This window comes from Stenotrophomonas sp. PS02301 (assembly GCF_029959485.1).
Taxonomy (GTDB): Bacteria; Pseudomonadota; Gammaproteobacteria; order Xanthomonadales; family Xanthomonadaceae; genus Stenotrophomonas; species Stenotrophomonas maltophilia_Z.
The window spans coordinates 26030-50959 of the sequence record NZ_JASCOO010000008.1; the positions used below are offsets into that span (position 1 = coordinate 26030).

Consider the following 24930-nt stretch of genomic DNA (forward strand, 5'->3'; position numbering starts at 1 on the left):
CCCAGGCGGTCAGCGGGTCAATCAGGAGAAGTAGGTGCCGCCGTTGACGTCGACGTTGGCACCGGTGATGAAACCGGCCGCATCCGAGGCCAGGTACACCGCGGTATCGGCGGCTTCCTGCGGTCGGCCCTGGCGGCGCAGCGGGGTGTTGCCGGCCACGGCGGTGCGCACTTCCGGCTTGGTGAATTCGTCATGGAAGCGGGTGGCGATCATGCCGCAGCACAGTGCGTTGACACGGATGCCGCGCGGGCCCAGTTCCTTGGCCATGGCGCGGGTGAAAGTCATCACAGCAGCCTTGGCTGTGGCGTAGATCGCCGCGCCCGGGCCACCGCCATCGCGCCCAGCCTGCGAGGCGAAGTTCACGATCGCGCCGCCTTCGGGCATGTGCGGCACCACCGCATGCGTGGTCAGGTAGACCGAGCTCATGTTGAGGTCCATCACCTTGTGGAAGAACGCCTCATCGATCTCGGCCAGCGGACGGCGCTGGACCATGCCACCGGCGACGTTCACCAGCACGTCGATCTGCGGGCCGAACGCGGCTTGGGTCGCAGCGACCATGGCCGCCACGGCCTTGGCATCGGTGACATCGGCGCGATGCACGATCGCGGTGCCGCCGGCGGCTTCGACCTGCTTGAGGGTCTCCTGCGCGCTGGCTTCGTCGTTGGCGTAGTTGATGCAGACCTTGGCACCGGCCGCGGCCAGCTTGAGCGAGATCTCGCGGCCGATGTCGCGGCCGCCACCGGTGACGATCGCCACCTTGTCCTTGAATTGGGTCATGAAACACTCCTTTGATGCGTTGGGGGAAAGGGAAGAAGCGGGCTCAGCGGCGCTCGACCGGGCCGTGGAGTTTTTCCACGCGACCGGTGACCAGCCACAGCGCCAGCAGGGAGGCCGGCACCAGGGCGGCCACCAGGATGAAAATGGGTGCGTAGGATTCGTGGGTCATCGCCGGCACCAGCCAGGTGGTGATCAGCGTGCCGGCCACCGCGGCCATGCCGCCCAGGCCGGCGACCGAGCCGACCGATTTGCCGCTGAAGATGTCGCCGGGCAGGGTCTGGATGTTGCCGATGGCGATCTGGAAGCCGAACAGTACGAAGGCGATGGTCACCACGGCCCAGACCGGATCGGTGGCCAGCACCGCGCCCAGCAGCGCCGGGGCCATGATCGCGCCGCCCAGGGTGATCACCACCTTGCGGGCCTTGTCCACGCTCCAGCCGGCGCCGATCAGGCGCCCGGACAACCAGCCGCCGCCGAGGCTGCCGATCATCGCGCCGACATACGGCACCCAGGCGAAGATGCCGATCTGCTTGATGTCGAAACCGAAGGTATCGGCCAGGTAGAGCGGCAGCCAGGACACGAACAGCCACCAGATCGGGTCCAGGAAGAACCGCGAGATCAGGATGCCCCAGGTCTGCCGATGGCCCAGCAGCTGGCGCATGCTGGGCACGTACTCGGGGACCGGCACGGCTGGTTGTTCGGTGGGTGCATCCAGGATCAACGCGCGCTCGGCCGCGCTCACCCACGGGTGCTTGTCCGGGCCGGCGCGGTAGATGATCAGCCACGGCAGCAGCCAGATGAAGCCGATCGCACCGATCAGGATGAAGGTGCCGCGCCAGCCCAGCCACAGGAACAGCACGGCGATCAGCGGTGCCGACACGATCGCGCCGATCGACGCGCCGGCATTGAACACGCCCTGTGCCAGCGCACGCTCACGCGCCGGGAACCACTCGGCATTGGCCTTGACCGCACCCGGCCACGCGCCGGCTTCGCTGATGCCGAGCATGGCGCGCACGATGCTGAAGGACAGGATGGAATGGGTGACCGAGTGCAGCGCGATCGAGATCGACCACACCGCGATCGACAGCGCGAAGCCCAGGCGCGTACCGATGATGTCGAACAGGCGGCCGAACACGAACTGGCCGGCGGCGTAGAACAGCATGAACACCGTGACCAGCAGCGCGTAGTCTTCCTTGGTCGCACCGACGTCCTTGGAAATCTGCGGCCACATCACGGCCAACGCGTTGCGGTCGATGTAGTTGATCACCGTGGCAATGGCGATCAGCGCCACGATCAGCCAACGGACATAGGTGCGGGCCTGCGTGGTGACCTTCATTTGCCGTCCTTGCCGGTACGGGTGCCGGTATCGAAGCGCTTCCAGCCACCGTCCCAGCGCCAGCTGTGTCCGCCGCCGCTGACTTCATGCGATCCGCCCTTGGCCGGATCATCGGCGATGCCCACGGCGAGCTGCTTGCCGCCTGCCAGGTCGAGCACCAGCACGTCTGCATCCTTGCCGCGGTAGTGGGTGAGGCGGTCGATGCGGCTGTTGGCGCCCCGCACGGTTTCGGCGGTGCCGTCGTACTGGCCGTGCGGTTCGAGCACGCCGTAGAACGTGGTGGCGGCCTGGCCATCCACCCGCTGCAGCAGCATCGGCTCACGGCGCAGGTTGAACGAGGGATCATTCGCGCCGCTCTCGCCGATCAACGCACGCGAGGGCGCGGTGCTGGCGAAGCGGTATGTATAGAAGCGACCGTCCAGCAGCCAGGTCAGGCTGCGTGCGTCGCGGGTCGGCTCGCTGGCCGCATCGATCCACACATGCTGGTAGCCGTTGGCCTTGCCCAGCACCGGACGTGCGGCGACCGCGGACTGCGTCTTGAAGCCCACGTCCATGATGTGACCGTTGAAGTGCAGCGGCAGGTCATAGCGCGCCGCCTTGGTGCCGGTGACGCGCAGCAGGTCCAGCACCACCGGCTCGCCCAGCGCAGGGTGCGAGAGCAGGGCCTGGGTGCGGGTGAAGCTGACCCCGTCATAGGCGCCCTCCATCCGTGCCGAGGCGATCTGGGTGTCGTCGCTGACCGCGAACAGCAGCGGTGTCGGCGCCAGTGGCTGGCCCTGCTTCCAGTCGCCGCCGAAGTGGCTCTGTTCGTTCACCACCAGCGTGTTGTGCGCGATGGTCTGCCGGGCCCAGCTGCTGTTCTCCGGCAGGTAGATGCCACCGGCCTTGGCTTCGATATTGAGGAAACGCGCGGCGCCGTAATCGGTGACCACACGCTGGCCGTTGTCGTAGAACAACCAGTTGAGCTTGTCGAAGTGACCGTGCCCCATGCCCTGCTTGGTGTTCTTCATCACAAGCGCCTGGCCGTTCTCGCCGCCCATGCGCAGGATCGCCAGTGCGCCTTCGGTGCCGTCCGGGCCATCGCGCAGCAGGGTCGGTACGAAGGCGAACGGCTTGGCCTTGTTGTCTGCCAGTGCCTGGGCCACCTGCAGGCCTTCGGGCGAGAGCAGCACGCGCTTCTGTGTTTTGGCGACGGACAGCAGGCGTGAATCACCGGTCTGCGCGTAGGCGATATCGATGCCGGCCACCAGTTCCTCGGTGTCCAGGCCCTTGTCGAGAATGGCGTCGTTGATCGGGAAGAAGTAGCCGCCGTAGCTGCTCTGCACCAGCGCATCCACGGCCTTGAGCAGCACGCCATCGCGGCGCTTGAAGATGCCGCGTTGCGGTTCGTTGCGCTCGATGGCGTTGGCGAACAGGATGAACGGGGCCAGCGCATAGCGCTGGTAGTACGGGCCTTCTTCGTAATACCCGTCCGGCGAGAACAGCTGATCCACCTGTTTCAGGAAGCCGGCGCTGCCATCGCGTTTGCTGCCCTGCAGGGCCTTGTCGACGTAGCTGGTATCGCGCAGCACGTAGCCGGTCATGCCCACGGCAGCGACCGCCCAGGTGGCGTGGTTGTGGATCTTGTCGAAATTTTCCGGCGTGCCGGACAGGAAATCGGCCATCGCGCGGAACACGTTGTCGTCGATCGTCTTGCGATCCGCGTCACTGAGCGTGTCGCGGATCGCGTCGTAGCCCTGCGCCGCGCTGACCAGCCAGACCGAATCGTTGAGGGTCTGCCAGAACAGCCGGCCGGGAATCTGGCCGCGGCCCTGCGGGTGCGCGCCCAGCCCCGGGTAGAGCTTGGCGTAGCCCAGCAGCAGGTCGCGGGCGAAGGTGGCATAGGCCTTGTCACCGGTCAGCCGATACAGCGCGCCGGCGGCCTGGATGGCCTGGTAATTCCGCTTGTGCTGTTCGTGCGTGTAACCGCCGCCTTTGTCCTTGGGCACCGGCACGTCGATGCCGGCCTTCATCATCGCGCGCACGCGCTGTTCGGCACGCTGTTGTTCCTTGGCGAACAGCGGCGAGCGCGCACCCTCGGCACGCATCTGCGTCCACTGCGCGGCGGTGACCAGCACCGGCGCGGTGGCGGCCTCGGCGGGCGCCTGCCGGGCGGCGGGTGCGGCCTGCGCAGCGGGCAACGCGGCCCCGCCAAGGGTGGCGGCGAGCAGCAGCATCAGGGGCGGGGCGTGATTCATGGCAGGGCCTCAACAGGGGTATCAGACAGCAACGGCGCGGTGGCCGTCAGCGGGTTGTCGCCCATGCGCAGGGTCGGTTCCCCGACGCGATGGCTGAAACGGATGCGGCCGCTGCGCTCGAAGCGGTTGCCGCGGATGCTGGCGAACTGCACGCCATGCAGGCGCAGGCTGGTGTCATCGGCCACCCCGGCCTGCTCGAACTGGTTGCCGTGCACCTGCAGCGCCGGACCGAAGGTGCTTTCGTCGGTGCCGCCGCGATACAGGTTCACCACCGGCCCGCCGATGCGGCGGAACGTGGAGTCCAGCAGATCCACCTGCTCAGCGTTGTAGGTGCCCAGATCATCGGTCTCGGCGGCCGCGGCGATCACGCTGCCGGTGATGTCCTCCACCGTGACGTTGGCCAGTGCGATCTGCGCGGCCAGGCTGCCCTTGCCGGTGGCGATCACATCGAAGGCCTTGTTGGCGGTCAGCCCGTGTACGCGGCTGTCCTCGATGCGCAGCGTGTAGTTGAAGGCCTGGCTGCCCGGCGGCACGCGGATCACCGCGTTGCCGGCGGCATCCGGGGCGAGCGCACCATCGATATCCAGCCGCGCCAGGCGCAGCGAACCACGCGCGCCGATCTCGAACAGGCTCGGCCGCGAGAACTGCACGCTGGCCTGGCCATGTGCGGGGCCGACCACGCTGAGCGGATGGTTCACCGCCAGCACCTGGCTCACGGTGTAGCGGCCGCGCTGCAGCTGCAGGCGGTCGCCGGGGGCGCTGGCCGCCACGGCGGCGGTCAAGGTGTCCTCGCCCGGTGCGACCCTGCGCACCGCGCCACTATCCAGTGCGGTGCTGGGCAGTGTCTTGGGGTACCAGTCCACGCCGACCTGGTCGCGGGGAATCGGGTTCAGATCGCGCGGGGCACCGGCATCGATGGCGGCGGTGGGGTAGAGCAGGCCGTTGGCCGCGCGCTGCAGGGACACGGACTGGCCGCTGACACCGCCGGGGAAGCCGGGTGACACGGCAGGGCTCTGCACGTTGCCGGCGAAGGTGATGCCGGAGAGATCGCCCTGCGTACGCAGCAGATCGCGTTTCCCATCGCCGATGAACAGGTTGCCGGCGATGCGGCTGTTCATCGGCATCGCATTGCGCTCTTCATCCAGCCCCGCGCCCAGCAACAGCGTGCCGACCTGGATGAAGCTGTTGCGTTCGATCACCGCGTGATCGATCTGCTCGTAGCGGTTCAACGGCGCGTTGTGGGTACCGGCCATCACGCTCAACGCCGCAGCGAAGTTGTCGCCGGCGATGCCTTCGAAGTAATTGTCGCGCACGGTCTGGTTGCGGTTGATCACGCGCACGCCGCCGGTATGCGCCTTGCCATGGCCGAGGAACACATTGCGTTCGACCTGATTGCCGTGGCCGTGGCGCAGCACCAGCGAGCCGCGCGAGTCCTGGAAGACGTTGCCGCGGTACGTGTTGCCGCCGGACTTGTTGGAGACGATCTCCACCTCGCCATCGCACTGCTCGAACCAGTTGTTCTCCACCACGGTGCGCGAATCGGACTGCGAGTCGTGGCTGGTGCCGATGCGCATCGTCTCGCCGCCGTTGGAGCCGAGGTTGGGGCGCGGGCCGAACCAGTTGTGGTCGATGCGGTGCTGGTTGTCCAGGCCGCTGGTGGCGTTGCGCACCACCACCAGGGTGGTGCCCGCATTGGTCTTGCCGACCAGCTGGCTGTGGTCGAAGCGGTTGTGCTGGCCGTACAGCGCCACCCAGTGATCGGACTGCTGGCGATCCGGCTTGTTGTAGCGGTCGATCACGATCCCGGTCACCCGGCTGTGGTTGGCCCATTCGCTGGCTGACCGCCGGAACGAGATCACTTCACCGCCAGGCGCCCAACCATCCCGGAAGACGAGATGGGACACCTCCAGGTGCTCACCGGCCAGACGCAGCTGGGACTGCCCGCTGATAATCACCTTGCCGGGCGTCTGCGCCGTCAACTTAATTGGTTGACCAATTTTGCCGGTGCCCCGGAAAAGCAGGTCCACGTCGCGCCAGACGCCGTTCGCCAGGATCACCGTATCGCCGGGGGCGAGGGCGCGTACGGCGGTGGCATAGGCAGCAGCGTCGCGCACCAGATAATCGGCCGCCACGGCAGGGAATGCCGCCAGGGAAAGGCTCAACAGCAGGGCCTTGGCCATGGGACGCCGCGCCAACGGCGCATGCGAGTGTTGCAAAGTCACGGGCTTACCCTCCCAGATGAACCGTGGCGACTGACGCGAGCCACGATCCTAACAGGTTGCCGGGCGCGCACGTCAACCACAATCGCATACCACTTTAGATGAATGTGGTATGTGGTTTGCGCATTTTTCTGCTGCATCCGCACATTAATTCCATGCAAAGTGGTCTGGACAGTGGTGCGGGGTAGACTTTAGTACCAATTCATTGACATTGGTTCATCAGTCGTGAATCGTCCGGATCGAATCCGTGTAATCGGACGATCCATCCTGGGAGGGAGATCACGATGTTGCATGACCGCCGTACGGCCTCACCACGAGGCCTCCGCCGCACCGCGCTGCACAGCGCGCTGTTCTATGCCCTGTGCGCCACCGCGGCACTGCCGCTGGCCCACGCACAGGATGCCGACGCACCGGCCTCGCCGCCGGGGCAAGCCACCACCCTGGATCAGGTCCAGGTGACCGGCATCCGCAGTACCATCCAGACCTCGATCGACAAGAAGCGCGAGGAGACCGTGGTCTCCGATGTGCTGGCCGCCGACGACATCGGTGATCTGCCGGCGCTCTCGATCGGTGAAGCGATTGAGACGATCACCGGTGCCTCCACCCATCGCGAGAAGGGCGGTGCGTCGGAAATCTCGATCCGTGGCCTGGGCCCGTTCCTCGGTTCGTCCACCTTCAATGGCCGCGAGGCCACCAATGGCAGTGGCGACCGCTCGGTGAACTTCAACCAGTTCCCGTCCGAGTTGATCAACACCGTGGCGATCTACAAGACCCAGCGCGCCGACTTCGTCGAAGGTGGCGTGGCCGGCACGATCAACATGGAGACGGTCAAACCACTGGAGTACGGCAAACGCACGTTCCAGCTCGATGGCCGGGGCACCTGGCAGGACTACGATGACCGCCTGAAGGACAAGGACGGCGTCGGCTGGCGCGGTACCGCCAGCTACATCGACCAGTTCGACATGGGCAACGCCGGCAAGCTCGGTGTCTCCATCGGTGTGCAGGCGCTGGAAGGCAGCAACCCGGAAGAGATGTTCTCCAGCAGCTCCACCTGGGTGGCCTGCGATGGCCGTGAAGTGGTCGGCGCGACGCGCAACTGCACCCAGGTCAACGGCAACCAGGTCGCCAACGGCGTGCCGTATTACCTGGTGCCCAGCAGCCGCATCTACCGCCAGTTCATCGAGCACGACAAGCGCGATTCGCAGTTCGCCGCGCTGCAGTGGCGGCCCAGCGATACGGTGGAAGTGAACCTGGATTACCAGCACTCCAAGCGTGATTACACCGAAGACCGCTCGGATCTGTCGCTGTCCTCGATGATGCGCAACCTCAACAACCGCGTGGTCACCGACGACGGCGCGCTGCTGCACCACACCGGCAGCACCACGGTCGATTCCACCGGCAATTTCCTGGAGCGCCAGGAGGAATACACCGGCGGCGGGCTCAACGTGATCTTCCGGCCGAGCCCGGCGTGGACGTTGTCCACCGATCTGTCCTACTCCAACACCGAGCGCGATCAGATCGAACGCAGCACCCGCCTGCGCGCCGGTCGCACCGACGTCAGCGGTCGGCCGGTCGGCGGCATCAAGAACACCCGTTACGTCGATTACACCTATGACTACAGCGGTGACGTGCCGAGCATCTATCTTGATCCCGCGTTCGATGTGAACAACCCGGACAACTTCACCGATTCGGCGCTGGTGCGTCGTCGCCAGCAGCATCGCGAGCACACCATCCGTGCCGGCCGCTTCGATGCCACGTTCACCCCGGAAAGCGGCTTCTTCACCGCGATCAAGGGCGGCCTGCGCCGCTCCGAGGCGACCTACACCGATTACACCGACACCGTGGATGTGACCACCACCAATGTCGCTGCGATCCGCGCTGCCAACCTGGCCTGCCGCCAAGCCTTCCCGCAGGACGATTTCCTGGCCAATGCCAGCGGCAACACCATCGACCAGTGGGCCAGCTTCGACAGCCGTTGCCTGTTCAAGGCCTTCACCGGCGTGGACGACACCGGCCTGAGCGCGGACCTGCGCAACCCGGCCAATAACGATGTCACCGAGAAAACCAGCGCGCTGTACCTGATGGGCGATTACAGCGCCGAATGGTTTGGCCTGCCGGTGACCGGCAACATCGGCGTGCGCGGCGTGCGGACCGAAGTGCGCTCGGTCGGCCTGCGCAGCGGCCTGGATGTGATCAACAATCCCGACGGCACCGTGACCCTGGAGCCGACCGGCGATTTCACCTCGCAGGTACTCAAATCCAGCAATACCGAATGGCTGCCCAGCTTCAACGCCGCCTTCGAACTGCGCCCGGACCTGCTGCTGCGCGTCGGTGCGTATCGGGCGATGTCGCGCCCGGACCTGGCCGCTGAAGGCTACGGCCGCACCTTCAACCTGGGCGAGGTGGATACCGAGTTCAACAGTGTGGGCGATGCGCTGCGCAGCATCACCGCCACCGGCAACCCGCGCGCCAAGCCGTTGATGTCGTGGAATGGCGATCTCTCGCTGGAGTGGTACGCCAACGAAGACACCATGCTGTCCGGTGCGCTGTACTACAAGCAATTCAACGGCGGCTCGATGCCGGTGATCGTCAACGAGACCTTCGATATCGACGGTCAGAGCGTGACCGTGCCGGTGGAGCAGCTGGCCACCAGCGACCAGAAGAGCGATCTGTTCGGCGTGGAGTTCACCGCCTCGCACAGCTTCTCCTACCTGCCGGGCATCTTCTCCGGGCTGGGCGTGAAGGCCAGCTACAACTACGCCGATTCCAACTTCAAGACCGAAGACCTGCGCCTGGGCGAGTCCACCGACCCCTCGACCGGCGTGGTGACACCGGGCATCGTCGAACCGGCCAACATCTTCGGCCTCTCCAAGCATGTGGCCTCGGCGCAGGTGTACTGGGGCCTGGGCAAGCTCGATCTGCAGGCGATCTACAAGTACCGCTCCGACTATTACCAGCAGTTTGTCGGCGACCCGTCGCAGAACCGCTATGTGCGGGACAATGGCTCGCTGGACTTCCGCGCCACCTACAAAGTGAACAAGCACTTGTCGTTGTCGCTGTCGGCCAGCAACCTCACCGATGAGCCGCGGGTGTCGGATATGCCCATCCTCGGCAGCTTCCGCGAGTACACCACGTACGGGCGGCGGTATTATCTGGGGGTGCGCTACCGCTTCTGAGGTCAGTGGCGCGGTTTTTCCGACCGCGCCGCTCTCTGAAGGCGCGGTCGCCTGTCGGTCCCCAGCCACCTGTCAGCAGGCCTTTGATGATGTCCGAACCCCGTCTTTACCAGTCCATTGCTGCCGAAATCGTCGCGCTGATCGAGAAGGGCGAGTTCCCGCCGGGCTCGCGCCTGCCGGGCGAGCGCGACCTGGCCGAACGCCTGGGCGTGAGCCGGGTGACGGTGCGCGAGGCAGAAATCGCGCTGGAAGCACAGGGCCTGATCACCATCAAGACCGGCTCCGGCGTGTACGTGAAGGCCAAGCCGTCGCAGGCGCCGGGCGCACTGCCCGACGTCTCGGCGTTCGACCTGACCGCGGCACGTGCGGTGATCGAGGCCGAGGCGGCCGCGATGGCGGCCAGCCGCATCACCGATGACGAACTGGAGGACCTGGCCGGCCTGATCGCGGCCATGGTCGACCCGAATTCGGGCGAGGCAGCGGCCAGCGAGGCGGATCGGCAGTTCCACCTGTCGATCGCGCGGATCGCCGGCAACCCGGTGGTGGAGCACTGCGTGCAGCTGATCTGGCGGATGCGCAACGAGCTGCCGCGGGTCAAGCAGGTCTACGCCAACGTCTGCCACAACGACGATGACACCCGCGACGAGGAACACACCCGGATTCTGGATGCACTGCGCCAGCGCGACCCGGCAGCGGCGCGGTCGGCCATGCGCAACCACTTCCAGCGGCTGTTCGAATCGATGCTGGAAGCCACCGAGAATGAAGCGCTGGCTGAAATCCGCCGGCGCACCCAGCAGGACCGCGAACGCTTCATGGCCGCGACCGGGCACTGAGCCCGGCGCGCACCGGCGGGCTTACTCGCCCTGGTACTGCTTTTCTTCGACCAGCTGCGAGCCGGCGATGCGGTTGATCTCGTTCTTCACTTTGACCCGCTCGCCATTGGTGCCATAGACACCGCGCGCCAGCTGGATGAAGGCATCGTCGAACACCTGCGCCGCTTCCTTGTCGCGCAGCTGATCCTGGATCTCCCACATGCGCTCGTTGATTGCCTTGAGCTGCGTCTTCAATGCCTCCAGCCCCGGCTGAGCGCTTACCTGCTGCTGCCACAGCGGCCACAGGCCCTCGAGTTCCTTGCGGACGTTGGCGTTCTTGCCCGCATCGGCGATGCGGTCGGCCTTGATTTCCAGGATGGTGATCTTGTCGATCAGCTCGCCAATCGATACCGGGGTCAGGATCGCGTCCACGCCATTACTCGCAACAGGTCAGAGTGGCCATGATACCGCGCACCCGCGGGCGCCATCCTGACGCAGGATTTACAGAAACGTTGCGCCGATCGCGCGGGTAGGCCATGGCGGCGTTACGGCCCACCTGGGGAGACTATCGCTCTCGACGGCGCGGCCGTCATCTGGAGTGGGACACGTGGTGGATCAACAGTGGAAACAGCGCCTGCGCTGCGGCGTGGTGCTGGTGGGGCTGGTCATGAGCGGGGCGGCCGCGGCCGCGGTGGAAGGCAATGCAGCGCTGACCTCGGATTACATCTGGCGCGGCAGCTCGCAGAGCGACGGCGATCCGGCCGCGCAGGCCGGCGTGAAGCTCAGTACGGCCAACGGCTGGTATGCCTCGGCGTGGGGCTCGGGCGTCTCGTTCCGCCCGGACAACGGCGCGCGCAGCGAATTCGACCTCATCGCCGGCTGGAGCGGTGCGCTGACGCCGGACTGGAGCGTGGACGTCAATCTGACCCGCTACCTTTATCCCTCGACCACGGTCGATCTGGACTGGACCGAGCTCAATGGCACGGTGACCTGGCGGCAACGCGCCTGGCTGCAGGTCGGCGTGTCCGACAACGCGCTGGCCGGCGGCCACGGCGGCACCTATGCGCAGCTCGGCGCGCGTTTGCCGCTGGGCGAGCAGTGGCGTGTCGAGGGCGCGGTGGGCCATTACTGGCTGGACAGCGCGCAGGCCGATGATTACCTGCATGGCCAGCTCAGCGTGGTGTGGCGTGTGCACGGCCCGTGGGAGCTGCGGGTGACCGGGCACGACACCGGCGGCGCCGCGAAACGCCTGTTCCCGGGCAATGCGGGATCGCGCGTCGAGGTCGCGGTACAGACCACCTTCTGAGGCGCGTTCGGGTAGATCCACACCATGCGTGGATCTACCGTTCCCTTGCCTACGTCCCGCGGTGGCGTGGTTTCAAAGCTCCCGCTTTGCCTGCGACACCGCCCAGATGCCCATCGCCACCAGCGCAACGCCCGCACCGGTGAGGCACACGCCGGTCCAGCCGAAGCGATCAAACACCTGCGCCGAGGCCAGTGAGCCCAGCGAGCCGCCGATGAAATACCCGGTCATGTAGCCGGCATTGAGCCGGTTGCGTGCTTCCGGTCGCAGGGCGTACACCACGTTCTGGTTGCTCACGTGCAACAGCTGCGCGGCCAGGTCGAGCACGATCACGCCCAGCACCAGTGCGATCAGCGAGTGCGTGGAGAAGCCCAGCGGCAGCCACGATGCGGCCAGCAGCACCAGCGCCACGGTCGTCGCCAACGCGGCCTTGCCACGGTCGGCCATGCGCCCGGCTACACCGGCGGCCAGCGTGCCGGCTGCACCCACCAGCCCGAACAGGCCGATCGTCGCATCGCTGTAGCCATACGGTTCGGCCGCGAGCAGGAACGCCAATGGCGTCCAGAAGATCGCGAACATCGCAAAGCTCAACGCGCCCAGTACGGTGCGCAGGCGGAACACCGGTTCCTGCGCGAACAGCGTGCCGATCGAGCGCAGCAGCTGCAGATAGCCCAGCCCGGCGGTTTGATGGAAGCGCGGCAGATGCCGATACAGCATGCCCGTGGTCAGCACCAGCGCGGCTGCGGCGATCCAGTACACGGTGCGCCAATCGCCCAGCGAGGACAGCGCCCCGGCCACCGTGCGCGCCAGCAGGATGCCGAGCAGCAGGCCGCTCATTACCGTACCGACCACCTGGCCGCGCTCTTCCGGCCGCGCCAGCGTCGCCGCGAACGGCACCAGCACCTGTGCCACCACCGAGAACAGCCCGGTCAGCGCGGTGCCCACCAGCAGCCAGACGAACTGATGGCTGAGCGCGCTCAGCACCAGCCCCGCCGCCGACAGCAGCGACATCACCACGATCAGCCGGCGCCGTTCGAACAGATCGCCCAGCGGCACCAGCAGGATCAGGCCCGCCGCATAGCTCAGCTGGGCCACGGTCACCACCGTCCCGGCACGCGCGAAGGACACCCCGAACTGCCCGGCGATGGTGTGCAGCAGCGGCTGCGCGTAATAGTTGCTGGCCACGGCGACACCGGTGGCGAAGGCCATCAGCAGGACCTGCCAGCGGCTGAGTGGCGAGGGCACGTCGTGGGTCATGACGGGCTCCAGGAAAGAAGGGGCGCCAGTGTCCGCCCGATCGGCAAATGAGGGAAATGAATAGTTATCATCCAATGCATCTGAAAATGAGATGGCACGATGAACCTCAAGCAACTCGAGTTCGCGGTGGCGCTGGCCGAAGAAGGCAACTTCACCCGTGCCGCCCAGCGCTGCCACGTCGTGCAGTCGGCGCTGAGCCACCAGATCGCCCATCTTGAAGACGAACTGCAGGCCACGCTGTTCGAGCGCCTGCCGCGTCAGGTCAGGGTAACGCCCGCCGGTGAAGCACTCTTGACGCACGCACGCGAGGTGCTCGCCTCGCTGCGGCATCTGCGCGATGACGTTGCCGCCGTCGGTGGCCAGGTGCGCGGCATCCTGCACATCGGCCAGATCACCTCGTTGACCGCGGTGGATCTGGTCGCTTGCCTGGCGGCCTTTCACCGGCGCTATCCGCAGGTCGAGTTCCGCCTGCGCATGGACAAGAGCGAAGTGCTGATGGCCGATGTGCGCGAGCGGCGGCTGGATGTGGCGCTGGTCGGGCTGTCGCCGGGCACCCCGATCGAGGGCACCCAGCACCGATTGCTGGCCGAGGAATCGATGGTCGCCGTGCTGCCTCCGGACCACCCTTTGGCGAGGCGTAAACGGCTCTCGCTGGCGACACTGGCCGAGTTGCCACTGGTGGATTTCGCGCATGGGAGTGGTGCGCGCAGGCAGACCGATGAAGCCTTCGCCGCCGCGGGGCTGCCGCACCGGGTACCGTTCGAGATCAATCACATGGCGCTGGTGGAGCGCTTCGTACAGCAGGGCCTGGCAGTGGGCATCGTGCCGCAGGCCATCGCGGCCGGCTTCAGCGATGTTGCCTGTGTGGCGATCCAGGGCGCACCGACGCGGCGCGTACATGCGGTCTGGTCACACCTGCCCACGCCGGCGGCGCGGGCCTTCATGGAGGCGCTGCTGCAGCACGTGGCCCCGGCACCGGAGCCACGCACCAAGGCCTCACTCAGGCGGCGCGCACGCGCAGGGTCAGGCCCTTGAGGAAATTGCGCAGCATCTGGTCACCGCAGGCGCGGTAGTTCTTGTGGTCCGGCTGGCGGAACAGTGCGGACAGTTCCGGCTTGGAGACCGAGAACCCCGCGGCGTCGAACACGTCGTGCATGTCCACGTCCTTCAGCTGGAAGGCGACGCGCAGCTTCTTCAGCACCAGGTTGTTGGTGATGCGCTTTTCCACCGGGCGCACCGGCTGGCTCTCGTCGCGGCCACGGAAATGCACGATCAGGCCATCCAGGAAATGCGCCAGGGTGCGGTCGTCGCAGGGCACGAAGCCTTCTTCGTCTTCCTTGCGCAGCCAGCCGGCCACATCGGCCTTGTCGACCACGAAGGCCGGATCGGCCAGGGCACAGGTGTCGGCGATCATGCCGTCGCTGAGGTCGAGCATGTAGCGGATGCTGCGCAGTACATCGTTGTTGATCATGGGACGTCCAATACCGCCGGCGCGGCTGCGCGGCTGGCGGCCATTTTACCCCGTGCCGGGCGCGCCGCCGGCTGCGACCGGTGGTCGCTGTCATCTGGCTGCCATGAAAGTGAAGCACAGTGCCGCGATCAGGCATCGACAGGCAGTGGAGCAGGCAATGCGCAGGTGGCAGGTACTCGGGTGTGTAGGCATGTTGCTGGCGGGCCAGGCGGGCGCGCAGGTTCCGTATGTGGCGCTGGAGCAGCGGCTGGATCCGCAGGCGCTGGCCGAGGTCGGGCTGACCCCGGCCCAGCTGCAGACGCTGAACCGCCTGCTGCGCCAGGCCGAGGCCGATGCCCCGGCACCGGTGGCCGCCGCGGCAGGACCTGCCGCAGGCCCGGGTGTGCCGACGCCGGCCCCGATGTTCCCCGGGCTGGACGATGGCCCCATCACCGCCAAGGTCACCGGCCAGGTGAGCGGCTGGGCTCCCGGCACCGTGTTCACCCTCGACAACGGCCAGCAGTGGCAGGTGCTCAAGGGCGAGATGACGCTCAAGACCGCCCGCAGCAACCCCGGGATTGTCGTGGTGCCGGGCATTGCCGGCCGCTGGTTCCTGCAGGTGGATGAAGACCTGCCCAAGGCACGGGTGTTCCGCATCCGCTGACGCGACGCCCCGTAGCGGCAGTCAGCGGAGCAGCGCCCGGCTCTGCACCGGGCGGGCATCGGTGCGAAAATGGTCGGGATCTCCACGGAGTACCTCGATGACCCGTACCGCTCTGATTACCGGCGCCACCTCCGGCTTTGGCGCCGCCGCTGTCCACCGTTTCGCCCAGGCCGGCTGGCGCGTGATCGCCACCGGGCGCCGTGCCGAGCGCCTGCAGCCGCTGGTCGATGCCTACGGTCCCGAGCGCGTGCACGCGGCGGTGTTCGACGTGCGCGACAGCGCGGCAATGGAAGCGGCCCTGGCCGCCCTGCCGGCCGGCTTCGCCGACATCGACCTGCTGGTCAACAACGCCGGCCTGGCCCAGGGCACCGCCCCGGCCCAGAGCGCCTCGCTGGAAGACTGGCGCACCATGATCGACACCAACGTCACCGCCCTGGTGACGCTGACCCATCGCCTGTTGCCACAGCTGGTCGCACGCAAGGGCGCGATCATCAACATCAGCTCGGTCGCCGGCGTGTACCCGTACCCGGGCGGCAACGCCTACGGCGGCACCAAGGCCTTCGTCAGCCAGTTCTCGCTGGGGCTGCGCTCGGACCTGCACGGCAGCGGCGTGCGCGTGACCACGATCGAGCCGGGCATGGCCGAAACCGAGTTCACCGTGGTCCGCACCCATGGCGACCAGGCGGCCTCGGACAAGCTCTACACCGGTGCCAACCCGATGACCGCCGATGACATCGCCGAGCAGATCTTCTGGGTCGCCTCGCTGCCGGCGCACCTGAACATCAATCGCCTCGAAGTGATGCCGGTCAGCCAGTCGTTCGCCGGGTTCCAGGTCGCGCGCGACTGATCCAACCGGACCGCCACCCGGTAGAGCCGACCGTTGGTCGGCTGCTCTGGGCGATCAAAAAAAACGCCGGGCAATGCCCGGCGTTCCTGTATACGTCGCAGCGCGGCTACTGCGCTTTGATCGCCATAGCTTGAAGCCCGGTCCCATCCAGCTTCTGCTTGGCTTCGGCCAGCTCGCCCGCGCTGCCATACGGCCCCATGCGCACGCGGTACACCGTCTTGCCGTTGATCTGGGCAGATTCCACGCGTGCAGCCAGGCCGATCATCGCCAGCTTGGCCTTGGTCGCTTCCGCATCACCGGAGGCACCGAAGGCGCCGGCCTGCAGGATGTAACGCACGTTGCCCGCGGCCGGATCGGCGGCGGCAGCGGCGGCAGCCGGGGCGGTCGCCGCAGGTGCATCCGGCTTCGGCGCGGTGGCCACCGTGGCCGGGGCCGATGCCGCCGGTGCCGGCGTGGCAGCCGGACGTTCATTCACCGGCGCCGGCAACGCAGCGGTACTGACCGGCGCAGGCGTGGTGGTCGCGGCGGTGCTGGTCGGCGCCGGTGCGGGCGGCAACGGACGGCCTTCCAGCGCCGCCTGCGCGCGCTGCGCATCGGCCTTGGCACGGCGCTGATCTTCGGCGCGTGCGCTGGCCGCCAGCTCGGCATCGGACATTTCCACTTCCTTGCCGGGCAGCAGGGTGTAGAAGTCGTACTGCGTCGCCGCCGGCTTGGCCGGTTCGGCGGGCTTGGCGGCGCCGGGCTTGGGCAGCTCGGTGCCGACGTCGGTATCGGCATCGCTCACCGGGGCCGGCTGGGCGTTCGGGTCCGGCTGCGGGCCGACCCGCAGGAAGCCATCACCGTCGTTCTTGAACAGGTTCGGTGCCGCCAGGAACACCACGGCCGCAATCGCCACACCCGCGACCAGCCACACCCATCCCGGGGTGCCCTGGTTGCTGTTGCGCCGTGCCTGGCTCTTGCCGCGTCGTGCTGCCATTTACTGCTTCTCCACTGCTTACATTTTTTCCGGGGCGGAAACGCCCAGGATGTTCAGACCATTGGCCAGGACCTGGCGCGCGGCGCAGGCCAGCGTCAGCTTGGCGTTGCGTTCGCTTTCGTCGGCTACCAGTACCTGCGTGCCGTGATACCACGTGTGGAAGGCGTGCGCCAATTCACGCAGGTACTGCGCGATCAGGTGCGGTTCCAGCGCCAGGCCGGCCGCTTCGACGACTTCCGGGAAGCGCGACATTTCCACCATCAGCCACAGCGATGCCTCATCGCCCAGTGACGACAGGCCGGTCAGACCTTCGGCCGGCGTGTAGCTCAGCTTCTTCTCCTGCGCCTGGCGCAGCAGGCTGCACACCCGGGCATGCGCGTACTGCACGTAGAACACCGGGTTGTCGTTGCTCTGCTGGCGGGCCAGATCGATATCGAAGGTCAGCTGCGAATCGGGTTTGCGCGCGATCAGGAACCAGCGGGTGGCATCGCGGCCGGCTTCTTCGATCAGGTCGCGCAGGGTCAGGTAGCTGCCGGCCCGCTTGGACAGCTTCACTTCCTCGCCGCCGCGCATCACCGTCACCATCTGGTGCAGCACGTATTCCGGCCAGCCCTTCGGGATGCCGACGTCGAGCGCCTGCAGGCCGGCACGCACGCGCGCCAGCGAACCGTGATGGTCCGCGCCCAGCTCGGTGATCGCGCGCTCGTAGCCGCGCTGCCACTTGGAGAGGTGGTAGGCCACATCCGGCAGGAAGTAGGTATAGGTGCCGTCGGACTTGCGCATCACGCGGTCCTTGTCGTCACCGAAGTCGGTCGAGCGCAGCCACAGCGCGCCGCCTTCCTCATACGTATGGCCGGCCGCGTTGAGCTGGGCGACGGTCTCTTCGACCTTGCCGTCCTTGTACAGCGAGCTTTCCAGGAAGTAGATGTCGAAATCCACGCCGAACGCGGCCAGGTCCTGGTTCTGCTCGTTGCGCAGGTAGGCCACCGCGAAGCGACGGATCGCATCGAGGTTGTCCGGGTCGCGCTCGCCGACCACCGAGTGGCCTTCCAGCTCCACCGTGGCGCCGGCCAGGTAGGCCTTGGCCACATCCTCGATGTAATCGCCGCGATAGCCGGCTTCCGGCCAGCCGGCGTCGTCGGGCTTGAGGCCCTTCGCACGCGCCTGGGTGGACAGCGCCAGGTTTTCGATCTGCACGCCGGCGTCGTTGTAGTAGAACTCGCGCTTGGCGTTCCAGCCGTTCACTTCCAGCAGGCGCGCCAGGCAGTCACCGATCGCCGCCGCGCGGCCGTGGCCGACATGCAGCGGACCGGTCGGGTTGGCCGACACGTATTCCACGCCCACGGTGCGGCCGTTGCCGCTCAGGTTGTGGCCGTAATCGGCGCCTTCCTTGAGCACGCTGGCCGCTTCGCGCTGGTAGGCGCTGGGGGCGAGGTGGAAATTGATGAAGCCCGGCCCGGCGATCTCGACGCGCAGCACATCATTGCTCTTGGGCAGGGCATCGAGCAGCGCCTGGGCCAGGGCGCGCGGATTGCTGCGCGCCGGCTTGGCCAGCAGCATCGCGGCATTGGTGGCGAAATCGCCGTGCTCACGGGTCTTCGGGCGTTCGACCACGAATTCCGGGGTCAGGGTATCGGCCGGCAGAGTGCCGTTGGCGCGCAAGGCTTCGATGCCTTGGCTGATCAGGGCGCGGAGGAGATTTTTCACAAGGCCTGCTTTGGGACTGGAGCGGCGGAATCGGCAATTTTAGCCCAGAAGCCACCCCGATCCATTGAACCGGGGCCGAGCGGCGCCGTTTCCCACCCCGGCTCAGGTGGTTCCGGGGCCCATCCAGCCGCGCGCGGCCATCGATACCGGTGCCCCGTCGCCGATCACGACATGGTCAAGCAGACGGATATCCACCAGGGCCAAGGCCTGCTGCAGCAGCGCGGTGATCCGGCGGTCCTCCAACGAGGGCTCGGCACTGCCGGAGGGGTGGTTGTGGCTCATCCCACGGAGTTCATTATCATTTTGATATTCAATGATTTTTTTGAAGAACCCCTGAAGGTGGTGCCGGGGTTTGGGAGCTGCACTTAATGCGCTATCGTGATCGTCACGGGCGATCATCAGCGCGCTCAGCGAGTTCGCGTCACGCACGGCACCGAACTTCATCCTTTCCGCCTCACAATTCAAGCCCACCGATTCGGCGGAGCCCCTCGGGGCATCCACGAGCTGGCATTCCGGCTATCCAGTCGTCTTGCGATACCGCCCTTTCCTCCGTGATCCAACATAGCATATGAGATCTGCCGCCTTGAGCGCGGCGATGTCCCGTCGCGCGGTTTTCAGACTGACGTCCCAAACAGCTGCGATCTCCCTAGCGTCGCATCGACCCTCGACGACTCGGCTCAGAAACCAGCGTTGTCGCTCATTGATCTCTGCCCGATCAGGGACATTTATAGGGTCACGTTCAGGGACACGTTCAGGGTCATATTCTCGCGCACCCGTTGCTGAACGTCCGCCAGCGGCTTCGCCGGCCGCATAGGCTTCACGGGCTCTGGCAAGCGATATGCGATCCACCGGGCCGGTCAACGGGATCGCCGCCGGGCCTTCGAGCAGGCCGAGAACAAAGGCCCTGATGACGGGCGACGAAACCACCAGGCGCAGGAAATACACCGTATCCGGCCCGTGCTGCGCTGAGAGCCAATGCTTCACGGTCCTCTCGCTCGCATCCGTCTGACGCATGAGCTGCTTGATCGCACGGCGGCTGTCTCCATGCTCTTTGCGCAGCAGCTCGGCGATGGTCTGCGCGTAGGTGTCACGTCCGCCAAGAACGCCTGTCCATAGGGGAAATTTCCTGCCCGTTTTCGGCAACATCTTCCGTTTTCTCCGCAGCTAAACTGGTTTCCGTGCGGAGTGGCGGCAGAGGCCCGTCATGCGCTGCGGCGGTAGGTCGCCCGGACCGCCGCAGGCAATTTCGGGAGGGCGTAATGTGATGGGCCAGCGACTTTACGATGATCGGTCAGGGCAGCCTGAACGTCCTCTTCGGGCTGCCGAATACGTCCGCATGTCCACGGACCATCAAAAATATTCGACCGAAAACCAGTCCGACGCGATCAAGCAGTATGCTGAAGCCCGCGGAATAGAGATCGTCAGAACCTATGCCGATGCGGGGAAAAGCGGCCTCAAGATTGAGGGACGCGACGCGCTCAGACAGCTCATCGAGGACGTGCAGTCCGGGAACACCGATTTCACCTTGGTTCTCGTCTATGACGTCAGCCGCTGGGGGCGTTTTCAGGATGCCGACGAGAGCGCCTATTACGAGTATATCTGCCGACGCGCCGGCATCGCCGTCGAGTATTGCGCGGAGCAATTCGACAACGATGGCAGCCCGATCTCGACCATCGTTAAAGGCGTCAAGCGTGCGATGGCCGGCGAGTATAGCCGCGAGCTATCGACCAAGGTCTTTGCGGGCCAGGGCCGGCTGATCGAGAAGGGCTACCGTCAGGGCGGACCCGCCGGCTTCGGTCTCCGCCGAACCCTGATCGACGAGCATGGCGTCATCAAAGGGGTTCTGGGCCGTGGGGAGCACAAGAGCATCCAGACCGATCGGGTGATCCTGACGCTTGGCCCGGCGGAAGAAGTCGATCTGGTGCGCGGCATCTACCAAGCCTTCGTCCATCAGGGATACAGCGAGCGGGAGATCGCTGCCGATCTCAACCAACGGGGCCTACCGACCGATCTTGGACGACCCTGGACCAGGGGAACGGTCCATCAGATTCTGATCAACGAGAAATACGTCGGCGACAACGTATGGAATCGTCGCTCCTTCAAGCTGAAGAAAAAGCGCGTCCAGAACGATCCCGAGATGTGGATCAGGTCGCCGGACGCCTTCGTGGCCGTCGTCGAACGGGAATTGTTCGAGGCGGCCAAGACCATCATCAGCGCGCGCTCCTTCCGTTTGAGTGACGAGGAGATGCTCCAATCTCTGAGGAAGCTCTACCAACAGAGGGGTTTGCTGTCCGGCATCGTCATCGACGAATGCGAGGAGATGCCATCCAGTAGCGCCTATAGCTCTCGCTTTGGCAGCCTGCTTCGCGCCTACGGCCTCGTGGGCTTCACGCCGGATCGCGACTACCGATATGTCGAAATCAACCGCGAGCTGCGTAAGCTCCATCCCGAAATCGTCCGCGAGGTGCTCGACGGATTGCGGGCTGCGGGTAGCGACGCCTGGCAGGATCTTCAGACCGACCGGGTGATCGTCAACGGCGAGTTCAGCCTCTCGGTGGTGGTAGCCCGGTGCGTCGAGACGCCGACCGGGCTGCTGCGGTGGCATCTGCGCTTCGACACCTCGCTCGCGCCCGACATCACTATCGTCGTGCGAATGGACAGCGCCAATCGCGCGCCGTTCGACTACTACCTGTTCCCGCGTATCGACATGCTCTCCGAAAAGCTGCGGCTGGGAGAGGAGAATACGCTCGGGCTCGACGCTTATCGCTTCGACGGCCTCGAGCTTCTCTACGACATTGCCACGCCCATTCCTCTTGGGGAGGCCGCTTGATGCCTGCCGTCCGTCCGAACAGGGTCGAAATGATCCCGATCTCCCGGATCACCGTTCTGAATCCACGCGCGCGCAACAAGCGTCAGCACCGGGAGATCGTGAACAACATTGAGGCCATCGGCCTGAAGCGTCCGATCACGGTGAGCCGCCGTGATGGCGCCGGGGGGCCGAGATACGATCTCGTCTGTGGCGAAGGCCGGCTGGAAGCCTTCCAGATGCTGGGTCAGACGGAGATTCCGGCCGTGGTGATCGAGGCCAGCGAGAGCGAGTGCCTCGTGATGAGCCTGGTCGAGAATATCGCGCGGCGCACCCCACGGCCCATAGACGTCATGAAAGAGATCGGCGCTCTGAGGTCTCGCGGCTATAGCGATGCCGAGATCGCCGAGAAGATCGGCGTCGGGGCGTCCTGGGTGAATATGATCGCTTCGCTTCTTGAGCGCGGCGAGGAACGGTTGGTGGCCGCGGTCGAAACCGGGCTCATTCCGATCACCTTGGCGATGGAGATTTCCAAGTCGGAGACGGAAGAGGCACAGAATCTGCTCCTTGACGCCTATGAGACCGGCAAGCTCAGGGGCAAGAAGCTGGCCGCCGTCCGCCGCCTGCTCGACATGCGGATGCGAAGCCAGCGCAAGGGAGGTTTGCCTGCCGGGCGGTTGGGTCGGAAAGGCACCGGGGTCCGCCGAATGACCGCCGCCGATCTCATGCAGGTCTATCAACGTGAAGCGGAAAAGCAGCGCCTGCTCGTCAAGAAGTCGGATTTCACGCAGACCCGCCTGCTGTTCGTCGTCGAGGCGCTGAAGGATCTGCTCGCCAACGACGGCTTCATCAATCTGCTGAGAGCGGAAGGGCTGGCGACCATGCCTCGGGCGCTCAAAGTCCGCGTTTCGGGAGGCGATCATGGCAGATGAACCGAGGGGACGGGAGGATGGGCGTATTCATCTCGCCTTCGACCGAGACTTCCTGACAATTCCTGTCGCGGCGATCGTTCCGCTCAAGACGTTGCCGAACGGCGCCAAGGCGAGCCGGTCCTATTCGCAGGTTCTAAGTTCCATCAAGGCGATCGGTCTGATCGAAGCGCCCGTCGTTATGGCGGATGAAAAGAACCCCGGAACCTGGTTTCTCCTGGATGGCCACCTTCGGCTGGAAGCGCTGAAGGAACTCGGCATCGTTGAGGTGGAGTGCCTGCTCGCCTCTGACGACGACACCTATACCTACAACAAGCGCGTCAACCGCATCCCGCCGATCCAGGAGCACCGGATGATTGCGCGCGCGATGGATCGAGGCGTGTCATCCGCCGACATCGCCGCGGCCCTGAACCTCCAGGTCGAGTCAGTGCTGCGGCGTTTCCGGCTGCTGGAAGGGATCAGCCCCGAGGCGGCCGAGATGCTGAAAGACACGCCTTGCTCGATGAAGGTGTTCGACATTCTGCGTCAGATGACGGCCGTGCGGCAGATCGAAGCCGCCGATCTGATGATCGGCCAGAACAATTTCACGGTCATGTTTGCCCGCGCGTTGCGCGCGGCGACATCCGAAAACCAGCTTGCCGCCACCAAGAGGGGAAAGGGCGGCGGCAAGCCGACGCCCTCGGGTCAACAGATCGCCCGGATGGAGCGGGAACTGGCGGCGCTCCAGACGCAGGTCAAGTCGGTCGAGGAAACCTACGGCATCGACAATCTGCATTTGACCGTCGCGCGTGGATACGTCGCCAAGCTCCTTGCGAACAATCGCGTGGTCCGTTGGTTGGCGACCCATCAGCAGGACTATCTCAGCGAGTTTCAGGCCGGATACGCCGGGCTCGAAGACGGTGTCGACAATCACTGGGGCCAACTATTCCGCGCGGCGGGTCTGGCGACCATCCTCAATATTGGGCTTGAGACCGGCGAAGATGGCGGCGACGAGATCGCCGAGGCAATCAGAGACGGCACGCAGGACACGATCGGACGCGCCGGCGAGGCCATCGTCCAGCGCCAGCTTCAGATTCCGCCGACACTTACGATCCGGCCAGGATTTCCGGTACGCGTGATGGTGACGCGCGATCTAATCCTCGAACCGCAAGGAGATGCCCGATGAGCAAGCTGAAGCTAGGCGACATTCGCGACGACAAGCCCGTCAAGCTGACGATCGAGCTACCAGCGCAGGTGCATCGGGATCTGACAGCTTATGCGGAGATTCTTGCGGCTGAGAACGGGGGCAAACTCGAACCGGCCAAGCTCATCGCGCCCATGCTGGAGCGTTTCATGAAGACCGATCGCGGGTTCGCGAAGCTCAAGAAAGAGAACCGTTCGTCTTTGCTTCGATCTTCGCCAGACTGATGAATCGTCGAAGGGCCGGGTTATCGTTTTCTGGAAGCCATGTCAGAGAAAAAGAAGTTGGCTCACCATCACCCCCAATGGGAACATAGGTGACATTAGGGTAGGTAATCCCTCTACAGTGCTCGTAGACAAATGTGATGCCCAACCCCAGACCGACCAAACCCATGATCTCTTCGCGACTCAGCCGATTTCGGTGAACGAGTTCTGATTTTGCGAAAGCCGCAGTGTGCCCTAGCCTGTGTGTATCGAAAGCCGTAAATGGCTCCGTCACCCAAAGAACATCAGAAGCCTCATTCAACTCTTCCCAGAGTATTTGATGACGTTCAGACCATTCGTGGTCCGTCGAGACCGCAAGAAGCATCCGCTCGCGCGAAAGTAAAACACTGTCTTCGACACTTGGCTTTGGCGCACGTGAAGTGATGATTGCGTCGACGAGGCGTTGGTTCAATAGAGTGGAGAGTTCGTTGCTGGACGCTCCAATCACCTGAATGGCGACATCGCAATGGGCTTCGATAAAAGCCGAAAACAGGTTTCGCACGGGTCCGCCGGAAAGGCAGGCTGCAATGCCAACGTCCAGTTTTCCAGTCATAGCAGTCCCAGCCATAGAGGCGGATTCTAAAGCGTCCTGAACCCCGGCAACAAGCATCCGGGATTGTGACATAAAACGCCATCCAAAAGGCGTCAGGCGCACTCCTGTCGTACGCCTTTCAAAGAGCGACAACCCAAGCATTTCCTCCAATTTCTGAATGCGTCTGCTCAAAGACGGTTGGCCAACGCCAATAGCCTCTGCCGCTTTGCGAATGCTACCTGCCTCGCAGACAGACAGAAAACACTGCAAGTCAGATATACAAAGAGGTATGCCAGAACTCGGTTCCCCTGCACCTAATTTAAGGCGTCGAGACACGATGCAATCCCGCAACAAATACTAACTCCACCCCGTTGCTGCACGACTGGGGAGGGTGGCAGGACGCGACGACTCTAGCTAGGAGATGCGCCACGTCACCGGAGCGAGTGGCGCGCGCTCTGA

21 protein-coding genes and 1 pseudogene are annotated in these 24930 nt (G+C 65.2%); 10 read left to right on the forward strand and 12 right to left on the reverse strand.

Going from position 1 to position 24930, the window contains the following annotated elements:
* Window positions 1-21 precede the first annotated feature (21 nt).
* Genes QMX81_RS03645 through QMX81_RS03660 form a run of 4 tightly spaced genes read right to left on the reverse strand, consistent with a single transcriptional unit; the run spans window position 22 to window position 6530 of the window.
* The gene (locus tag QMX81_RS03645) at window positions 22-777 is read right to left on the reverse strand and encodes a glucose 1-dehydrogenase (RefSeq protein WP_019185567.1); all 756 of its coding nucleotides are present in this window, start codon (window positions 775-777) and stop codon (window positions 22-24) included.
* A gap of 43 nt (window positions 778-820) precedes the next feature.
* Window positions 821-2113 carry an MFS transporter gene (locus QMX81_RS03650; protein ID WP_121044130.1) on the reverse strand — a complete coding sequence of 431 codons (1293 nt, stop codon included), beginning with the start codon at window positions 2111-2113 and terminating at the stop codon, window positions 821-823.
* Entirely contained in the window at window positions 2110-4350 is a 2241-nt protein-coding gene (locus QMX81_RS03655) for an oligoalginate lyase (RefSeq protein ID WP_282258623.1), read from the reverse strand. The genes QMX81_RS03650 and QMX81_RS03655 overlap by 4 nt, the downstream gene beginning before the upstream one ends.
* Complete coding sequence (locus QMX81_RS03660; RefSeq protein WP_282258625.1) at window positions 4347-6530, reverse strand: polysaccharide lyase 6 family protein; 2184 nt, start codon at window positions 6528-6530, stop codon at window positions 4347-4349. Before QMX81_RS03660 ends, QMX81_RS03655 begins: the two co-directional genes overlap by 4 nt.
* A gap of 323 nt (window positions 6531-6853) precedes the next feature.
* Between QMX81_RS03660 and QMX81_RS03665 the strand changes: the two genes are divergently transcribed.
* Both QMX81_RS03665 and QMX81_RS03670 read left to right on the forward strand, forming a co-directional pair.
* A complete protein-coding gene (locus QMX81_RS03665) occupies window positions 6854-9745 on the forward strand; it encodes a TonB-dependent receptor (RefSeq protein WP_282258627.1) in 2892 nt (963 codons plus the stop codon).
* An 89-nt stretch (window positions 9746-9834) separates the two neighbouring features.
* The gene (locus QMX81_RS03670; RefSeq protein ID WP_152152870.1) at window positions 9835-10578 is read left to right on the forward strand and encodes a FadR/GntR family transcriptional regulator; all 744 of its coding nucleotides are present in this window, start codon (window positions 9835-9837) and stop codon (window positions 10576-10578) included.
* A 21-nt stretch (window positions 10579-10599) separates the two neighbouring features.
* On the opposite strand, the gene QMX81_RS03675 is transcribed toward QMX81_RS03670, so the two are convergent.
* Window positions 10600-10989 (reverse strand): DUF6165 family protein, encoded by a 390-nt coding sequence (locus QMX81_RS03675; RefSeq protein WP_121044117.1) that lies wholly within the window; start codon window positions 10987-10989, stop codon window positions 10600-10602.
* 235 nt (window positions 10990-11224) lie between these two features.
* Between QMX81_RS03675 and QMX81_RS03680 the strand changes: the two genes are divergently transcribed.
* Window positions 11225-11863 (forward strand): TorF family putative porin, encoded by a 639-nt coding sequence (locus QMX81_RS03680; RefSeq protein ID WP_121044508.1) that lies wholly within the window; start codon window positions 11225-11227, stop codon window positions 11861-11863.
* Between the two features lie 72 nt (window positions 11864-11935).
* Here QMX81_RS03680 and QMX81_RS03685 read toward each other — a convergent pair whose 3' ends face one another.
* Window positions 11936-13117: an MFS transporter gene (locus QMX81_RS03685; RefSeq protein WP_121044113.1), complete on the reverse strand. Its 1182-nt coding sequence runs from the start codon at window positions 13115-13117 to the stop codon at window positions 11936-11938.
* Between the two features lie 99 nt (window positions 13118-13216).
* On the opposite strand from QMX81_RS03685, the gene QMX81_RS03690 reads away from it, so the two are divergent.
* Window positions 13217-14152: a LysR family transcriptional regulator gene (locus QMX81_RS03690; RefSeq protein WP_282258635.1), complete on the forward strand. Its 936-nt coding sequence runs from the start codon at window positions 13217-13219 to the stop codon at window positions 14150-14152.
* Here the strand turns inward: QMX81_RS03690 and QMX81_RS03695 are convergent.
* Complete coding sequence (locus tag QMX81_RS03695) at window positions 14118-14588, reverse strand: DUF1456 family protein (protein ID WP_152152868.1); 471 nt, start codon at window positions 14586-14588, stop codon at window positions 14118-14120. The genes QMX81_RS03690 and QMX81_RS03695 overlap by 35 nt on opposite strands.
* Window positions 14589-14778: 190 nt before the next feature.
* On the opposite strand from QMX81_RS03695, the gene QMX81_RS03700 reads away from it, so the two are divergent.
* Together QMX81_RS03700 and QMX81_RS03705 are read left to right on the forward strand one after the other, a co-directional pair.
* Window positions 14779-15231 carry a hypothetical protein gene (locus QMX81_RS03700; protein ID WP_121044107.1) on the forward strand — a complete coding sequence of 151 codons (453 nt, stop codon included), beginning with the start codon at window positions 14779-14781 and terminating at the stop codon, window positions 15229-15231.
* Between the two features lie 97 nt (window positions 15232-15328).
* Window positions 15329-16078, forward strand: a complete 750-nt coding sequence (locus tag QMX81_RS03705) for an SDR family NAD(P)-dependent oxidoreductase (RefSeq protein ID WP_121044105.1) — start codon at window positions 15329-15331, stop codon at window positions 16076-16078.
* 106 nt (window positions 16079-16184) lie between these two features.
* On the opposite strand, the gene QMX81_RS03710 is transcribed toward QMX81_RS03705, so the two are convergent.
* The 4 genes and pseudogenes from QMX81_RS03710 to QMX81_RS03725 all read right to left on the reverse strand — a co-directional run bounded on the left by QMX81_RS03710 (window position 16185) and on the right by QMX81_RS03725 (window position 19907).
* The gene (locus tag QMX81_RS03710) at window positions 16185-17054 is read right to left on the reverse strand and encodes an SPOR domain-containing protein (RefSeq protein WP_121044102.1); all 870 of its coding nucleotides are present in this window, start codon (window positions 17052-17054) and stop codon (window positions 16185-16187) included.
* Window positions 17055-17072: 18 nt separating this feature from the next.
* On the reverse strand, window positions 17073-18761 hold the full coding sequence (gene argS, locus QMX81_RS03715; RefSeq protein ID WP_121044099.1) for an arginine--tRNA ligase: 1689 nt from the start codon (window positions 18759-18761) through the stop codon (window positions 17073-17075).
* A 102-nt stretch (window positions 18762-18863) separates the two neighbouring features.
* Window positions 18864-19043: pseudogene (locus QMX81_RS03720) on the reverse strand (JAB domain-containing protein); the annotation flags it as partial.
* A gap of 234 nt (window positions 19044-19277) precedes the next feature.
* The gene (locus QMX81_RS03725; protein ID WP_082911965.1) at window positions 19278-19907 is read right to left on the reverse strand and encodes a hypothetical protein; all 630 of its coding nucleotides are present in this window, start codon (window positions 19905-19907) and stop codon (window positions 19278-19280) included.
* 118 nt (window positions 19908-20025) lie between these two features.
* On the opposite strand from QMX81_RS03725, the gene QMX81_RS03730 reads away from it, so the two are divergent.
* The 4 genes from QMX81_RS03730 to QMX81_RS03745 are packed head-to-tail and all read left to right on the forward strand — an operon-like array spanning window position 20026 to window position 23903.
* Window positions 20026-21591 (forward strand): recombinase family protein, encoded by a 1566-nt coding sequence (locus tag QMX81_RS03730; RefSeq protein ID WP_282258655.1) that lies wholly within the window; start codon window positions 20026-20028, stop codon window positions 21589-21591.
* Window positions 21592-21620: 29 nt separating this feature from the next.
* A complete protein-coding gene (locus QMX81_RS03735) occupies window positions 21621-22499 on the forward strand; it encodes a plasmid partitioning protein RepB C-terminal domain-containing protein (protein WP_205780399.1) in 879 nt (292 codons plus the stop codon).
* A complete protein-coding gene (locus tag QMX81_RS03740; protein ID WP_282258656.1) occupies window positions 22489-23661 on the forward strand; it encodes a plasmid partitioning protein RepB C-terminal domain-containing protein in 1173 nt (390 codons plus the stop codon). Before QMX81_RS03735 ends, QMX81_RS03740 begins: the two co-directional genes overlap by 11 nt.
* The gene (locus QMX81_RS03745) at window positions 23658-23903 is read left to right on the forward strand and encodes a DUF2274 domain-containing protein (protein ID WP_088185013.1); all 246 of its coding nucleotides are present in this window, start codon (window positions 23658-23660) and stop codon (window positions 23901-23903) included. Before QMX81_RS03740 ends, QMX81_RS03745 begins: the two co-directional genes overlap by 4 nt.
* Here QMX81_RS03745 and QMX81_RS03750 read toward each other — a convergent pair.
* The gene (locus tag QMX81_RS03750; protein WP_162693403.1) at window positions 23857-24807 is read right to left on the reverse strand and encodes a LysR family transcriptional regulator; all 951 of its coding nucleotides are present in this window, start codon (window positions 24805-24807) and stop codon (window positions 23857-23859) included. The two genes, QMX81_RS03745 and QMX81_RS03750, sit on opposite strands and share 47 nt — an antisense overlap.
* Between the last annotated feature and the right edge of the window lie 123 nt (window positions 24808-24930).

Coding starts and splice junctions, on each gene's coding strand:
- QMX81_RS03645 (WP_019185567.1), bottom strand. CDS start 777: ATGACCCAATTCAAGGACAAGGTGGCGATCGTCACCGGTGGCGGCCGC.
- QMX81_RS03650 (WP_121044130.1), bottom strand. CDS start 2,113: ATGAAGGTCACCACGCAGGCCCGCACCTATGTCCGTTGGCTGATCGTG.
- QMX81_RS03655 (WP_282258623.1), bottom strand. CDS start 4,350: ATGAATCACGCCCCGCCCCTGATGCTGCTGCTCGCCGCCACCCTTGGC.
- QMX81_RS03660 (WP_282258625.1), bottom strand. CDS start 6,530: ATGGCCAAGGCCCTGCTGTTGAGCCTTTCCCTGGCGGCATTCCCTGCC.
- QMX81_RS03665 (WP_282258627.1), top strand. CDS start 6,854: ATGTTGCATGACCGCCGTACGGCCTCACCACGAGGCCTCCGCCGCACC.
- QMX81_RS03670 (WP_152152870.1), top strand. CDS start 9,835: ATGTCCGAACCCCGTCTTTACCAGTCCATTGCTGCCGAAATCGTCGCG.
- QMX81_RS03680 (WP_121044508.1), top strand. CDS start 11,225: ATGAGCGGGGCGGCCGCGGCCGCGGTGGAAGGCAATGCAGCGCTGACC.
- QMX81_RS03685 (WP_121044113.1), bottom strand. CDS start 13,117: ATGACCCACGACGTGCCCTCGCCACTCAGCCGCTGGCAGGTCCTGCTG.
- QMX81_RS03690 (WP_282258635.1), top strand. CDS start 13,217: ATGAACCTCAAGCAACTCGAGTTCGCGGTGGCGCTGGCCGAAGAAGGC.
- QMX81_RS03695 (WP_152152868.1), bottom strand. CDS start 14,588: ATGATCAACAACGATGTACTGCGCAGCATCCGCTACATGCTCGACCTC.
- QMX81_RS03700 (WP_121044107.1), top strand. CDS start 14,779: ATGTTGCTGGCGGGCCAGGCGGGCGCGCAGGTTCCGTATGTGGCGCTG.
- QMX81_RS03705 (WP_121044105.1), top strand. CDS start 15,329: ATGACCCGTACCGCTCTGATTACCGGCGCCACCTCCGGCTTTGGCGCC.
- QMX81_RS03710 (WP_121044102.1), bottom strand. CDS start 17,054: ATGGCAGCACGACGCGGCAAGAGCCAGGCACGGCGCAACAGCAACCAG.
- QMX81_RS03725 (WP_082911965.1), bottom strand. CDS start 19,907: ATGTTGCCGAAAACGGGCAGGAAATTTCCCCTATGGACAGGCGTTCTT.
- QMX81_RS03730 (WP_282258655.1), top strand. CDS start 20,026: ATGGGCCAGCGACTTTACGATGATCGGTCAGGGCAGCCTGAACGTCCT.
- QMX81_RS03735 (WP_205780399.1), top strand. CDS start 21,621: ATGATCCCGATCTCCCGGATCACCGTTCTGAATCCACGCGCGCGCAAC.
- QMX81_RS03740 (WP_282258656.1), top strand. CDS start 22,489: ATGGCAGATGAACCGAGGGGACGGGAGGATGGGCGTATTCATCTCGCC.
- QMX81_RS03745 (WP_088185013.1), top strand. CDS start 23,658: ATGAGCAAGCTGAAGCTAGGCGACATTCGCGACGACAAGCCCGTCAAG.